Source organism: Pseudarthrobacter sp. PvP090 (assembly GCF_040547365.1).
GTDB lineage: Bacteria > Actinomycetota > Actinomycetes > Actinomycetales > Micrococcaceae > Arthrobacter.
This window is the reverse complement of record NZ_JBEPPO010000001.1, coordinates 301,110-314,653: the sequence shown is the minus strand read 5'-3', so window position 1 is coordinate 314,653 and position 13,544 is coordinate 301,110. Positions and strand designations below refer to the sequence as shown.

At 68.4% G+C, this 13,544-nt stretch carries 10 protein-coding genes; 3 read left to right on the top strand and 7 right to left on the bottom strand.

Annotated features, from left to right (window positions below; all coding sequences use genetic code 11):
- Nucleotides 1-73 precede the first annotated feature (73 nt).
- The 5 genes from ABIC21_RS01530 to ABIC21_RS01510 all read right to left on the bottom strand — a co-directional run bounded on the left by ABIC21_RS01530 (nt 74) and on the right by ABIC21_RS01510 (nt 7,419).
- Nucleotides 74-754 carry a FadR/GntR family transcriptional regulator gene (locus ABIC21_RS01530; protein ID WP_354348658.1) on the bottom strand — a complete coding sequence of 227 codons (681 nt, stop codon included), beginning with the start codon at nt 752-754 and terminating at the stop codon, nt 74-76.
- Complete coding sequence (locus tag ABIC21_RS01525; protein ID WP_354348657.1) at nt 751-2,070, bottom strand: MFS transporter; 1,320 nt, start codon at nt 2,068-2,070, stop codon at nt 751-753. Before ABIC21_RS01525 ends, ABIC21_RS01530 begins: the two co-directional genes overlap by 4 nt.
- Nucleotides 2,071-2,174: 104 nt before the next feature.
- Complete coding sequence (locus ABIC21_RS01520; RefSeq protein WP_354348656.1) at nt 2,175-4,907, bottom strand: cation-translocating P-type ATPase; 2,733 nt, start codon at nt 4,905-4,907, stop codon at nt 2,175-2,177.
- Nucleotides 4,908-4,932: 25 nt separating this feature from the next.
- Entirely contained in the window at nt 4,933-5,754 is an 822-nt protein-coding gene (gene ppk2, locus ABIC21_RS01515; protein ID WP_354348655.1) for a polyphosphate kinase 2, read from the bottom strand.
- 222 nt (nt 5,755-5,976) lie between these two features.
- Nucleotides 5,977-7,419, bottom strand: coding sequence for a PucR family transcriptional regulator (locus ABIC21_RS01510; protein WP_354348654.1), 1,443 nt, complete (start codon nt 7,417-7,419; stop codon nt 5,977-5,979).
- A gap of 145 nt (nt 7,420-7,564) precedes the next feature.
- Here ABIC21_RS01510 and ABIC21_RS01505 point away from each other — a divergent pair, with 145 nt between their 5' ends.
- A complete protein-coding gene (locus ABIC21_RS01505; protein WP_354348653.1) occupies nt 7,565-8,995 on the top strand; it encodes a gamma-aminobutyraldehyde dehydrogenase in 1,431 nt (476 codons plus the stop codon).
- Between the two features lie 77 nt (nt 8,996-9,072).
- A complete protein-coding gene (gabT, locus tag ABIC21_RS01500; RefSeq protein ID WP_354348652.1) occupies nt 9,073-10,428 on the top strand; it encodes a 4-aminobutyrate--2-oxoglutarate transaminase in 1,356 nt (451 codons plus the stop codon).
- Nucleotides 10,429-10,526: 98 nt separating this feature from the next.
- Here gabT and ABIC21_RS01495 read toward each other — a convergent pair whose 3' ends face one another.
- Complete coding sequence (locus ABIC21_RS01495; protein WP_354348651.1) at nt 10,527-11,330, bottom strand: AMIN-like domain-containing (lipo)protein; 804 nt, start codon at nt 11,328-11,330, stop codon at nt 10,527-10,529.
- A 202-nt stretch (nt 11,331-11,532) separates the two neighbouring features.
- On the opposite strand from ABIC21_RS01495, the gene ABIC21_RS01490 reads away from it, so the two are divergent.
- Nucleotides 11,533-12,405 carry a universal stress protein gene (locus ABIC21_RS01490; RefSeq protein WP_354348650.1) on the top strand — a complete coding sequence of 291 codons (873 nt, stop codon included), beginning with the start codon at nt 11,533-11,535 and terminating at the stop codon, nt 12,403-12,405.
- Nucleotides 12,406-12,484: 79 nt separating this feature from the next.
- Here ABIC21_RS01490 and rarD read toward each other — a convergent pair whose 3' ends face one another.
- Nucleotides 12,485-13,510: an EamA family transporter RarD gene (rarD, locus tag ABIC21_RS01485; protein WP_354348649.1), complete on the bottom strand. Its 1,026-nt coding sequence runs from the start codon at nt 13,508-13,510 to the stop codon at nt 12,485-12,487.
- Nucleotides 13,511-13,544 lie beyond the last annotated feature (34 nt).

The following is a 13,544-nucleotide window of genomic DNA, read 5'->3' as shown; positions in this document are numbered from 1 at the left end:
GACGACCAAGGCCCCCGCACCGGAATAATCCCGGTGCGGGGGCCTTAATTTTTCGCGGGGCGGTGCGGGGCGGCTACTGCTGGATCCACTCCGCGCAGGAGTTCAGGTTCCGGTGGACGCTCTCGACGGCGGCCGTTTCGTCGTGCGCGGCGATGGCGTCGACGAGTTCGTCGTGACCTTCGTGCGGGAGGCCGTTGAAGCCGGCACGGCCCTGCTGCCGCAGCAGGTCGGCGTGGAAGACGACGCCAAAGCTGACGTACAGCTCGTGCAGCAGCGGATTGCCCGAGGCCTGCGCCACGAGGACGTGGAAGTCCCAGTCCGCCCGGGCCCAGCCGGCGTAGTCCCCGGCCAGCCAGGCGACCCGGCGGGCCTCCAGCAGAACGCGCATCGCCTCGACGTCGTCCGCGGTGGCGTGGCGGGCGGCGAGCCGGGCTGCCTGGGTGTCGAGGCCGACCCGGACCTCAAGGATGTGGACCTGCGAGTGGTCCCGGTACATGCGCTGGGCCGCGCCGGAGATCTCGCTCGTGGCGCGGACGTAGGTGCCGTCCCCGCGCCGGACCTCCAGCATGCCGCTGTGGGCGAGGGCCTTGATCGCCTCGCGCAGGGTGCCCCGCGAGATGCCGAGGGCGGCCATGAGCTCGGGTTCGGCCGGGATCCGCTGCTGCAGCGGCCATTCGCCCGAGTGGATCAGCTCACGCAGCTTGGCGGTGATCTCCTCCACCAGCGGCGGCCGGTGCGATGTGGTGAGTGTCATGACTGTCCCTCCCGGGCGGAGACCAGGGCGGACGCCCCGGCAGGCTGCCGTTCGGCGGGCGCCGGTTCCGCGGGCTGCGGCTCCGGGCGGCGGGGAACCTTCGGCAATGCTGTCAGCAGATGCCCGACGGCGATCTGGCCCAGCGCCACGGCCAGCAGCAGGATCAGCGGCAGCGTCCAGGAGTCGGTGGCGCTGTGCAGCAGCCCCATTCCGAAGGGCCCGAGCGTCGCCAGCAGGTAGCCCGCGGACTGCGCCACCGTGGACAGGGCGGTGGTTTCGGCGGTGGTGCGGCCGCTGCGGCTGATCATCACCATCACGAGCGGGAAGATGCCGAGCCCGAAGCCGAGCAGCACCGCCGTCAGCGGCGCCCAGGAGACCGGCAAGACGAGCATGGACAGGACGCCCACGGCCATCGTGACCGTGGCCAGGTAGAACGCGGTGCGCTGCATCCGGGGGCGCGAGCCGATCGCGACCAGCACCATGCCGGCGGGGACGGAGACCAGCTGCATCAGGCCGAACATCAGCCCGCCCTCGGAGGCCGTCAGGCCCAGGGTGACCAGCATGTAGGGGAACCAGCTCAGCACGGCGTAGGCCAGCAGGGCCTGGACGGTGAAACCGAGCGTAATCAGCACGCCGGCGCGGGTCCGCAGCAGCGGCCAGGGGGACACGCGGCCGGCCTTGACGGCGGGCGCGTTCCGGTGGGCGTGCAGCGCAATCGGCAGGAAGCCGAGGCAGGCGCCCAGCGCCAGGAACCCGATGGCTCCGACGCCGGCGGAGGGCGAGCCGAGCTGCTGCGCCACCGGGACGATCAGCACGGCGACGACGGTGGCGCCCGTCGTCATGGTCACTGTATACAGTGCCGTCATGAGCGACGTCCGGTGCGCAAAATGGACCCGGATGAAGGACGGCATCGCCACGTTGCAGATCGCCAGCCCTGACATCCCGACGACGGTGCCCGCCATCAGCATGCCGGTGGACGGGATTCCGCGGACCAGCAGCCCGGCCGCGAGCAGCACGAGGGAGAGGAGGATCGCCTTCTCGAGCCCCAGGATCCGGGTGAGCCACGAGGTGGCGGCGCCGGCCACGGCGAAGCACAGCGTGGGGATCGAGGGGATGATGGCGGCAATCAGCGGCCCGTAGCCCAGGACTGCCTGCAGGTCGTGCAGGAGCGCGGCGGCGCCGGTGATGCCGGCGCGCAGGTTGAGGCCGATCAGCACGATCGCGACGACTCCGGCGATGACCACGCCGCGCGGTGCGCGCACGACGGCGGGAGGTGCTGTCTGGGGGAGGGCGGACGCCGCCGTGCTGCTAGCCATACCTAAAGGTTAGACGTTTGATGTTTGATGTCTAGCGTTTAGTGGCGAATATCTCGGCAAGTGACCCGCCGTCGCCCGCCGTCCCTACAACTAGCAACGCGGGTTTAGTGCGCGTGCCGGGCCCGCAGGACCAGCTTGAACAGCTCGCCGAGGACCAGCAGCGCGACGGCCGGGATGAGGCAGGCCAGCCACTGCTCGCCGTTAAGCGCCACGGTGCCGAACAGGTCCTGCATCACCCGCATCTGGGTGATCAGCATGGAGCCGATGAACGCCCACGCGAACGCCCAGAGCAGTTTCGGGTTGGAGAGGGTGGAGGGCCCGAAGGCGCTCTCGGTGGGGTAGCGCAGGTTGAGGGCGACGGCGATGTTCATCAGACCCAGCCCCACGATGGCCATGCTCTGGCCGATCTCGAGGGAACCGTAGGAGGTCTTGCCGACCTGCACGAGGACCAGCGTCGCGGCCGCCATGAACAGCCCGACGAGGAACAGCCGCACCATCATCGACCGGACGATGATCGGCTCGTTGAAGGGCCGGGGCTTGCGGTCCATGATGCCCGGCGTCGCGAGGTCCAGGCCCATCACGGCACCGATCGGCGCGACGATTGCCATGTGGATCCACAGCACCTGGGCCGGGCTGAGCAGCGCCGTGCCGGCGATCGCGAAGGCCGAGGACCCGATGAAAGCGAGGATGAACATAAACAGGTTGGCGACCTGGATCCGGATGAACTTCTGCAGGTTGTCGTACACCAGCCGGCCCTGCTCGACGGCGGTCACGATGGTGGCGAAGTTGTCGTCCGCCAGGATCATCTTGGCCGCGCCCTTGGCGACGTCCGTGCCCGTGATGCCCATCGCGATCCCGATGTCGGCCGCGGCGATGGCGGGGGCGTCGTTCACGCCGTCGCCGGTCATCGCAACGATGTGGCCCTTGCGCTTGAGCACCTCGACGAGCCGGACCTTGTGCTCGGGGGCCACCCGGGCGATCACGCCGATCCCGTCGACCTGGCTGTCCGCCTCCGCATCACTCATCGCCGCGAACTCGGCCCCGGTGACCGCGCGGCCGCGGATGCCCAGCTCGTCGGCGATCGCGGCCGCCGTGATGGCGTGGTCGCCGGTGATCATCCGGACCCGGATGCCGGCGTGCTTGGCCTTGGCGATGGCGGCCACGGCCTCGGCCCGCGGCGGATCCACCTCGCCGATCAGCGCGCAGATCTCCAGGTCCTGCATGAGCTCCATCAGGTCGCCCGAGGGTTGGAACGTCGCCGGGTCGAACTCGCGCTGCGCCAGAGCGAGCACCCGCCGGCCCTGGCTGGCGATGCGCTCGTTCGCGGCGAGCACTTTCGCCCGCATCTCCTCGGTGAGCAGCTCGGCCCGGCCGCCCGGGAACCGCCCGGACGACGACCTGTTGAGCACTACGTCGGGTGCGCCCTTCACGTAGGCGCGGATCACGGGCCTGCCGTCGGCACCCGGCATCCGGTGGAAGGTGGCCATGAACTTGTAGTCGGAGTCGAAGGGCACCGACGCGACCCGCGGGTTGTTCCGGCGGAACTCCCTGACGTCCACGCCGCCCTTCTGCGCGAGCACGTACAGCGCCGCCTCGGTGGGGTCCCCGATGACCTCGCCGTCCTGGATGTCGGAGTCGTTGCACAGCGCGCACGGGAACATCACGTAGTCGAGGTCCTGCTCGGCGTCGCCGGTGGTCCGCTGGACCTGCCCGTCGAAGCTGTAGCCCTCGCCGCTTACCGTGTAGTGGTGCTGCACGGTCACGAACTCGCGCACCGTCATCTGGTTCAGGGTGAGGGTGCCGGTCTTGTCCGAGTTGATGGCCGACGTGGAGCCGAGCGTCTCGACGGCGGGGAGGACCTTCATGATGGCGTTCTTCTTGGCCATGTTGACGGAGCCCACGGACAGGATCGTGGTGACGACGGCGGGCAGCGCATCCGGGATGGAGCCGACGGCCAGCGCCACACCGATCCCGAAGAGCACCGCGAAGGACTCGCCCTGGGCCAGGCCCATCACCACGATGGCGACAAAGGCGAAGAGGGCGGCGATGATGATGAAAATCGTGAGCCGGTCCACCTGCTTGGTGAGCGGGGTCTTCTCCACTTTCTGCCCGGACAGCATGTGGGCGATGTGGCCGACCTCCGAGCCCATGCCGGTGGTGGTGACGAGGATTTCGCCGTGGCCCCGTGTCACGTTGGTGTTCATAAAGGCCATGTTGAGGCGGTCTCCGATGCCGACGTCGTGGCGGCCGATCACGGCCGTGTCCTTCTCGACCGCGACGCTCTCGCCGGTCAGGGCGCCCTCCTCGATCTGGAGCGTCGCCGCGAGGATGACCCTGCCGTCGGCGGGGACGCGGTCACCGGCGTCGACTACCACAATGTCGCCGGGCACGATCTGCTCGGCGGGGATCTCCGCCATGTCGCCGTCGCGCCGCACTTTGGCCATCGACTTCATCATCTGCCCCAGGGAGGCGGCGGCCGCTTCGGCCTTGCCTTCCTGGTGATAGCCCAGCCACGCGTTGAACAGCGTCAGGATGGCGAGTCCGATCGCGGTCCCGTATTCCTCGATCAACAGGCTGACCAGCGCGGCGACCACGAGCACGATCTGCATGTAGTCCTTGTAGTGCTTGAAGAACCGTTTCCAGACCGGCTCCTGCTTCGCGGCGGCCAGGGCGTTCGGTCCATACTCCTGCAGCCGCTGTTGCGCTTCGGAGGTCGTCAGCCCGCGGGCCGGATCAACGCCAAGCCGGCCCGCGACCTCCCCGGGCGGGAGTGTGTACCACTTCGCGTCCGCGTCGGCTTCGGCCACCTCGGCTGCTGCACCGGACTTGTCGGTCATGACTTCCTCCTCATCACGGCGCTGCTCAGAACGCGGTCGGTACGCGCCGCACGGCGAGGCTCGGCTCTTGGTAGTCGCCGGCCTTCTGGCGCTTCGGCAGTTCGACGTCGAGCCCAGGGTAGGGCTCGTACGGCACCTGGCTCAGCAGGTGGCTGATGATGTTGAGCCGGCCGCGCTTCTTGACGTCGTTGTTCGCGACGAACCACGGCGCCCAGGCGGTGTCGGTCGCAGCGAACATGGCGTCCCTGGCCCGGGAGTAGTCGTACCACTTGCTGTAGGACTTAAGGTCCATCGGCGACAGCTTCCACGTTTTGCGCGGGTCGTCCATGCGGCTCTTGAGCCGCCGGGTCTGCTCGTCCGCGCTGACCTCGAGCCAGTACTTGAGCAGGATGATGCCGGAGTCGACCATGGCCTTTTCAACCAGCGGAGCCATGTTGAGGAACCTCTGGGTCTGTTCCGGGGTGCAGAAGCCCATCACGGGCTCGACGCCGGCACGGTTGTACCAGCTGCGGTCGAAGATGACCACCTCGCCGGCCGCCGGGAAATGCGCCATGTAGCGCTGGAGGTACATCTGGGATTTTTCCCGGTCCGTGGGGGTGGGGAGCGCCACCACCCGGAACACCCGGGGGCTCACCCGCTCGACGATGCGCTTGATGGTGCCGCCCTTGCCGGCGGTGTCACGGCCCTCGAACACGATGCAGATCTTGGCTCCGGTGGCCTTCACCCATTCCTGCAGCGCGACCAGTTCGCCCTGCAGCTTGGCCATCTCGGCCTCGTACTCCTTGCGGCGCATCTTCGCCCGGGTGTCGTCCTCGGCGCCCTGCTTGTTCTTTTTCTTTTTGCCCACGATTGGCCTCCTAGTCGGGTACTTCCTAGGGCGAATCAGGCAACCGCACCGCGATGCAGCTGGGACCGGCACTCACGTCCGCGGAACGGGCGCAAGGGCGCAGACACTTCACGGGCACTCTCGTGCAGCGTGCTGCCAATCCCAGTGTTGACCGGGCCCGGGCACCGGGTCTACGGCCCTAAGACCCTATTGGGGCGCCGGCCCCGGGGCGAAAGGCGCGGGTCAGCGCGGGTGGCGGGCGCTCAGCCGCTGCACGGCCAGCGCGAGCCACAGCTGCACCCGGTCCGCGGTCTGGGCCGGGTCGTAGCCGGTGAGCTCGGTGATCTGGGCCAGCCGGTAGCGGACCGTATTCCGGTGCAGCGTGAGCTCCCCGGCCACGGCCGCCACCGAGCCGTTGTTGTTCAGGTAGCTCTCCAGCGTCGCCAGCAGCTCGGCGCCGTGGGTGGCGTCGAAGCTCCGGAGCGGATTGAGGGACTCGTTCGCCATGTCCGCCAGCGGCACATCCTCGCTGGCCAGCAGCAGCGACGTCAGGCTCAGCCGCTCGGGCTCGTTCACGGGCAGGCCGTGGCTTGCCGCGTCGCGGGCCTCGAAATAGCTCCAGCGCAGCCCGTTGGGTTTGGTGTAGGCGCCGCCGATCCCGATCGTGGCATGGATCCCGGCCTCGGCCAGGTGGTCGCTGAGGCTCCGGGCCAGCGCACTGGCGCCGTGGCCGTCGTCGGGGACCACCACCACCAGGTCCTTGCCGACGACGGCGCTCACCGACTTGTCCAGCGGCTGCGGCAGGGAGGACGTGCCTAGCTGCTTGAGGTGCGCGGCGGACTCCGCCAGCAGGACCACGTTCCGGCGGGTGCTGTTGACGCCGATGCCGGCGAGCCGCCGGGTGGCCTCGCTCGGCTCCAGGGTCCCGTGGATCACGTCCTCGAGGACCTGCCCCGCCAGGGCGCGCTGGGACTGGCGCTGCTTGACCATGTTGTTGAGCTCGACGCTGATCAGGTTCTGCGCGTAGCCCACGATTCCCGAGTCCTCGTAGGGCTGCCGGACCCACAGGGTGCACGCGTCGCGGCGGCCGGTGGGAATCGGGAAGGATGACCAGCCCTCGGCGCTCGGGGCCGGATGGCCGGGCACGCTGTTGTAGAGCTGGGCGGTGAACTGGGTCAGCACGATGTCGGTGCGCAGCATGGACCCGAGGTGCTGGAGGAGTTCGGCGAGGCCGCCGCCGGTGAGGAGGGCGCGGGCGAGGATCTGGTGCCCGGCGATGAGCCGCTCCAGCTTGGTGAAATGGTCCGCGGACTGCGCGTCGGCGACGAGCTTGCCGATCGCGATGAACGGCGTCTCATACGGCACTTCCACCACCGGCAGCCCCCAGCGGTTGGCCTCGGCGATCAGGGCCGGCGGCACGGCGTCGTGCGTCAGGCCAATCCCGAAGCCGATGCCCACCGCCCCGGCGCGCTGGACCTGGCGGACGAAGCGGCGCTGCTCCGGGGCGCTCTTGAGCCGCATGCCGGTGGTGAGGACCAGTTCGCCGCCGTTGAGGAACCGCTGGGGGTCCTCCTGTTCGGTGACGGCCACCCAGACAATGTCCTGGTGCCAGGTGGTTTCCGCGAGGCCAGCCTTGGCGAGTTTCAGGGACGGCACCCCCAGCAGGGCAGCAAGTGAAATGGCCATGGATTCAGGATAACCGCGGGCTGGGCAGGCGCACTAAAATATGGCGGCAACGGTGTGCAGGTGACTATTCCCCGGGCTTGACCGGCTGGCATAGGCTCGGAGCAGTCTCATTGGGTCCTTTTCAGCGCGAAAGAGGTTGCACACCGTGGTTCAAACCTTGCAAAACTTCATCAACGGCGAGTTTGTCACTCCGGCCGGAACCGGGGTCCTGGACATCGTCAACCCCACCAACGGCGAGGTCGTGGCGAAGTCGCCGGTCTCGGGCCAGGCCGACGTCGACGCCGCCATGACCGCCGCGAAGGACGCCTTCAAGAGCTGGAAGCACACGACGCCGGGGCAGCGCCAGCTGATGCTGCTGAAGCTCGCCGACGCCGTCGAGGCCAACAGCGACGAACTCGTCGAGGCCCAGCACCGGAACACCGGCCAGGTCCGGTCCCTGATCGCCTCCGAGGAAGTTGCCGCCGGCGCGGACCAGCTGCGCTTCTTCGCCGGCGCCGCCCGCATCATGGAGGGCAAGTCCGCGGGGGAGTACTTCGAGGGCCACACCTCGTACGTCCGGCGCGAACCGATCGGCGTCGTCGCGCAGGTCGCGCCCTGGAACTACCCGTTCCTGATGGCCATCTGGAAAATCGGCCCCGCCCTGGCCGCGGGCAACACCGTCGTGCTCAAGCCCTCGGACACCACCCCGGAATCCACCCTCGTCCTGGCCCGCCTCGCCGGCGAAATCTTCCCGGCCGGCGTGCTCAACGTCGTCCTCGGCACCGGCGAGACCGGTGCGCTGATGGTGGAGCACAAGGTCCCCGGCCTCGTCTCCATCACCGGCTCCGTCCGGGCCGGCATCGCCGTCGCCTCCGGTGCCGCGAAGGGCCTCAAGCGCGCCCACCTGGAGCTGGGCGGCAAGGCGCCGGCCATTGTGTTCGCCGACGCCGACATCAAGAAGAGCGCCGCGGCCATCGCCGAGTTCGCCTTCTTCAACGCCGGCCAGGACTGCACCGCGATCACACGGGTGCTGGTCCAGGATTCGGTGCACGACGACGTTGTCGCCGCCATGGTCGAGCACACGAAGACGCTGCACACGGGCTCGCAGAACGACGAGGACAACTACTTCGGCCCGCTGAACAACGTCAACCACTTCAAGGCGGTCACGTCCGTCGTCGAGCACCTGCCGGCGAACTGCAAGATCGAGACAGGCGGGCACCGGGCGGGGGAGAAAGGCTACTTCTTCGAGCCGACCATTGTCACCGGCGCCAAGCAGAGCGATGACATCGTCCAGAAGGAAACGTTCGGTCCGGTCATCACGGTGCAGAAGTTCAGCACCGAGGCGGAAGCTGTGGAGATGGCGAACGACGTCGACTACGCCCTCGCCTCCAGCGTCTGGACCACCAACCACGGCACGGCCATGCGCCTGAGCCGCGACCTGGACTTCGGCGCCGTCTGGATCAACACCCACATCCTCCTCACCGCCGAAATGCCGCACGGAGGATTCAAGCAGTCCGGCTACGGCAAGGACCTCTCCATGTACGGCGTGGAGGACTACACCCGCATCAAGCACGTCATGAGTGCGCTGGACGCATAACGCCGTTGCATAACCCGCTGGCACCGTCCAGCTGCACAGCTCCACCGCATACCCAGCACGCTAGAAAGGCTTTTTCCATGACCACCACCGCCAATGACATCACCTACCGTCTTGAGCAGAAGCGCCGCGTCCAGGCCGATTTCCCCGGCCCGAAGTCCGTCGCCCTGACCGAGCGCCGCAAGGCCGTCGTCGCGGCCGGCGTCGCGTCCACCGTTCCGGTCTTCGTCGCGGACGCCGACGGCGGCATCATCCACGACGTCGACGGCAACTCCTTCATCGACCTCGGCTCCGGTATCGCCGTGACCAGCGTCGGCGCCTCCGACCCCGCCGTCGTCGGCGCGGTCAAGGAAGCCGTGGAGCACTTCACCCACACCTGCTTTATGGTCACGCCCTACGAGGGCTACGTCGCCGTCGCCGAGCAGCTGAACCGGCTCACCCCGGGCGACCACGAGAAGCGCACCGTGCTGTTCAACTCCGGCGCCGAAGCGGTCGAAAACGCCGTCAAGGTGGCCCGCCTGGCCACCGGCCGGGACGCCGTCGTCGCCTTCGACCACGCCTACCACGGCCGCACCAACCTGACCATGGCGCTGACCGCGAAGGCCATGCCGTACAAGACCAACTTCGGCCCGTTCGCGCCCGAGGTCTACCGCATGCCGATGAGCTACCCGTACCGCGAGGAAAACCCGGAGATCACCGGTGCCGAGGCCGCCAAGCGCGCCATCACCATGATCGAGAAGCAGATCGGCGGCGACCAGGTTGCCGCGATCATCATCGAGCCGATCCAGGGCGAGGGCGGCTTCATCGTTCCGGCCGAGGGCTTCCTGCCGGCGCTGGCGGCCTGGGCCAAGGACAAGGGCATCGTCTTCATCGCCGACGAGGTCCAGTCCGGCTTCTGCCGCACCGGCGAATGGTTCGCCGTGAACCACGAGGGCGTCGTCCCGGACATCATCACGATGGCCAAGGGCATCGCCGGCGGCATGCCGCTCTCCGCCATCACCGGCCGCGCGGACCTGCTCGACGCCGTCCACCCGGGCGGCCTCGGCGGCACCTACGGCGGCAACCCCGTGGCCTGCGCCGCGGCCCTCGCGTCGATCGGCTCGATGGAGCAGTACGGCCTCAACGCCCGCGCCAAGCACATCGAGGAGCTCGCCCTCGGCAAGCTGCGCGAACTGGCGTCCGAACAGTCCGTGGTCGGCGACGTCCGCGGGCGCGGCGCGATGCTCGCGATCGAACTGGTCCAGGCCGGCTCGAAGGAGCCCAACCCGGAGCTGACCAAGGCCGTCGCCGCGGCCTGCCTCAAGGAGGGTGTCATCATCCTCACCTGCGGCACCTACGGCAACGTCATCCGGCTGCTGCCGCCGCTGGTCATCAGCGACGAGCTGCTGCTGGACGGCCTGCAGGTCCTGGCCGCGGCCATCAAGGCCAACGCCTGACCCAGACCGGGCGCACCGCGGAAAGCACAAACAAAGCAGAGCCGCGGACCCAGGTCCGCGGCTCTGCTGCGTTAACCCGGCGCTCCTTTTCGGGCAGCTTACTGCCAGAACGTGGTGTCGAGCTGGACCGCGACGACGTACAGGTGCTGGCCCTGCTCGATCTTCTCCACCTCGTAAACCCGCACCCTGGTCTCCGGAACCGGCTCCACCGGCCGGCCGACGCCGATCCCGTAGGTGACGAAGCCCTCGTAGTCGCCGGCGGGAAGGTAGCTCGTCAAGGCTTTATAGCCGATCGTTTCCGGCGGCTGGGACTTGATCGTGCTCGCCGAGCCGTCCGGGGTGTGGGCGTCTGTTCCCTGGAACACCACCCGCAGAATCGCTCCGGTGCCGGGCATCGGGAGCCTGAAGCCGCTCGCGTCCTGGAACAGCTCTGGCACAAATTCAATCGTGTAGCTGGGGAAATTCCCTTCAAACCGGAAGCTGAGCTGGTCATAGGCCGGAGCTTCCGAAGCGTGCTGTCCGGCGCCAATGGCAATCAGGCTCTTTGAACCGGGGGTCAGCGGATCGTTGTGGGTGATGGTGAAAGGCTGCCCCGGGCCGGGCCAGGCCCAGTCATGGACAATCGTCGAGGAGATCACTTTGTCGCCGGATTGCGGCGGGGCCGTTTCGTCGGTGTCAGCCGGCACGGTGGCGGACACCGAAGGGGCCGCCGTCGGCGTGGCAGGGGCGCTGGACGCAGCGCTGGCCGGGGCTGCGGGCGAGACCGCGGGCTGGCTGGTTCCGCCGGATTGCGGTGTGGACGGCGTACAGGCGGTGAGGGCCAGCAGCAGTGCCAGCAGCCCCGCCCCGGCACTCCGGGCAGTGGCGTGAACCCGCTTCGTCCCATTGGTGATCGCACCCATTCTGAGTTCCCCTCGACCCTGCCAGCCTAGGAACCGATGATTGCGCTGCTCAGGGCCGAAAGTCACCAACTGTCACCGCCAATTCCGGGCCCCGCTGGGCTAGAGTCGTTCCTACCACTGCAGGAACGCAGACCGGCCGACGTCGCCCGGAACCCCCCGGAGCAAAGCTGGCTTCTGCCACAGACCCATAAGGGGTTCATACATGCGATACGTAGTTGGCTATACCCCCAGCGACCGCGGCGCCGACGCCGTTGCCTTGGCCTCTGCCCTGGCCCGGGCCCAGGGCGCGCAACTTGACCTGGTCTACGTTGTGGACCGGAAAACCCCCTACGTCGCCCTGCACCCGGAGGGAAGCGGTGTCAGCGCCGCGGAGCAGGAGATGCTCACCGCGGAACGGGAGGGCCTGTCCCTTATCCCCAAGGACGTCGAGGCCAAGTTCCATGTCCGCCACGCCGACTCACACGCCGCCGGCCTCATTGATGCGGCCCTGGACTACGAGGCCGGACTGATCGTCGTCGGTGCCGCCAGTGCCGGCCTGTTCAAGCGGTACACAATCGGCAGCGCGGCCAACGCCCTGCTCCACGCCTCGCCCGTTCCGGTGGCGCTCGCACCGCGGGGTTACCACCGCACGGAACCGATCACCCGGCTGACCCTCGCGGTGGGCCAGCGTCCGGGCGCGGAGGCGGCGATCGACGTCGCCATCGAAGCCGCGGAACGCCGCGGGGTCCCGCTGCGGCTGGTCTCCCTGGTGGAGCTCGACGCCGAAGGGGACAGCGGCGAAAACATCAACGCGGCGCACATCCACGCCAATACCGTGCTCACCGCGGCCGCGCACCGGCTTCCGGACGGGCATGACGTCACCGTCGAAGTGGCCCACGGGCGCACGATTGAGGAAGCGATCGACGACATCGACTGGGACGAGGGCGAGATCATGATCGTCGGTTCGTCCCGCCTTGCCGAAAAGAACAAACTGTTCATCGGCAGCACCGCCCACAAGGTGCTCCTGGCCCTGCCGGTCCCCATGGTGGTGGTCCCGCGCGACTACTCACGGATGCACGTCAGCCCCGGGGTCTGACAAGCCTGGAGCCGCACCGGCCGTCCGGGGTAGTCCCGGGCGGCCGGCCTCAGGCCTGCCCGAGGCGGCCACGTCAGCCTCAGACGGCGGCGCGGGCCAGTTTCCGGTTGACGGAGTTCTTCCGGGCGGTGAGCAGCATGTCCACGGTGAGCACCAGCAGCGCGAGCCAGACCACACCGAAGCCGATCCAGCGGTCCGTCGTCATGGGCTCGTGGAACACGGCCAGCGCCACGATGAACTGCAGCACGGGGGCGAAGTACTGCAGAAGGCCGATGGTGGTCATCGGCAGCCGCCGGGCCGAGGCGCCGAAGAACAGCAGCGGCACGGCAGTGATGATGCCCGACGCCGCGAGGAGCCAGAAGTGCCCGGGGCCGTAGGCGGCCAACGTGGCCGCTCCGGTGAGTGCCAGAAAGGCCATCGCGGCGGCCGCGACCGGCGCCAGCACGATCGTCTCGACAGTGAGGCTGGTGATCGCATCAGCGCGCGGGCCGACGCGCTTCTTGACGAAGCCGTAGAGGCCGAAGCTCAGCGCCAGGGTCAGGGCGATCCACGGCAGTTTGCCGTAGGAGACCGTTAGGACACCCACGGCAATGAAGCCGATTCCGACGGCGGCCCACTGCAGCGGCCGCAGTCTCTCCTTCAGCACCACCACGCCCAGCAGGACCGAGACCAGCGGGTTGATGAAGTAGCCCAGTGACGCTTCGACGGCCTGGCCCGTGGTCACGCCGTAGACATAGGTCAGCCAGTTCACGGCGATCAGGACCGCGGCGATGATCAGCGGGAGGATCAGCGTGCGGTTCCGGAAGGCGGCGCCCAGGACCCGCCAGGAACGGGTGATGGTGATCAGCAGGGCGCAGAACAGCAGCGACCAGAGCACGCGGTTGGCCACGATTTCCACCGCACCGGCCGGTTGCAGCAGGAAGAAGTAGAGGGGCATCAGCCCCCACAGGCCGTAAGCGCCGATCCCGAAGATGATTCCCGCCGTCGTGTCCGTGTCCACGGCCTTGAGGACGGCCGGCGGACGCTTCGACGGGCTTCCGCCGGGGGCGGGGGTGCCCGCGGCGCTCAGCGTGGCGGGGGAGGGGGGACGGTCGGGGGTAGGCACAAGATCAATAACACCACCTGCGGGACCGCTATTC

What these genes read in the sequence shown, in the direction of transcription:
- ABIC21_RS01520 (WP_354348656.1), bottom strand. Translation starts at nt 4,907, where the DNA reads ATGACCGACAAGTCCGGTGCAGCAGCCGAGGTGGCCGAAGCCGACGCG.
- gabT (WP_354348652.1), top strand. Translation starts at nt 9,073, where the DNA reads ATGACCACCACCGCCAATGACATCACCTACCGTCTTGAGCAGAAGCGC.
- ABIC21_RS01490 (WP_354348650.1), top strand. Translation starts at nt 11,533, where the DNA reads ATGCGATACGTAGTTGGCTATACCCCCAGCGACCGCGGCGCCGACGCC.
- ABIC21_RS01510 (WP_354348654.1), bottom strand. Translation starts at nt 7,419, where the DNA reads ATGGCCATTTCACTTGCTGCCCTGCTGGGGGTGCCGTCCCTGAAACTC.
- ABIC21_RS01495 (WP_354348651.1), bottom strand. Translation starts at nt 11,330, where the DNA reads ATGGGTGCGATCACCAATGGGACGAAGCGGGTTCACGCCACTGCCCGG.
- ABIC21_RS01530 (WP_354348658.1), bottom strand. Translation starts at nt 754, where the DNA reads ATGACACTCACCACATCGCACCGGCCGCCGCTGGTGGAGGAGATCACC.
- ABIC21_RS01525 (WP_354348657.1), bottom strand. Translation starts at nt 2,070, where the DNA reads ATGGCTAGCAGCACGGCGGCGTCCGCCCTCCCCCAGACAGCACCTCCC.